Origin of the sequence: Hungatella sp. SL.1.14 (assembly GCF_024460495.1) — a bacterium.
GTDB lineage: Bacteria > Bacillota > Clostridia > Lachnospirales > Lachnospiraceae > Hungatella > Hungatella hathewayi.
Map to the genome: position 1 here is coordinate 1 of NZ_JANFYJ010000303.1, position 304 is coordinate 304.

A 304-nucleotide genomic window follows, 5' to 3' on the forward strand; every position below is an offset into this window, starting at 1 on the left:
AAAAAATAGCCCGCAGATTGTTGGTCAGTTAAGAATCGGTGATTTGAAGGCTTCATAAGGAGGAAAAGAATGGACCATCTTATGTTGGTAAAAAATCTGTTCAATGATATGTTTGTGTTTCTTAATGGTACTCAACCACTGCCTTTAGAATCGCTGGATGATGTCTACCAGGGGGAACCACTATTTCTGGCGCTGATTGGAGGTTTGGACCAGGCACTTTTGGTTGATTATAATAGCGCAATGCAGGAAAGCCATGGATTCTATAAGAAGTATTGCGGCAGAGAACTTACTGAAGAGGAATGGG

1 pseudogene is annotated in these 304 nt (G+C 41.4%); it reads left to right on the plus strand.

The window, feature by feature from the left end:
• Nucleotides 1–69: 69 nt before the first annotated feature.
• A pseudogene (locus tag NE473_RS31105) lies at nucleotides 70–304 on the plus strand (hypothetical protein); the annotation flags it as partial.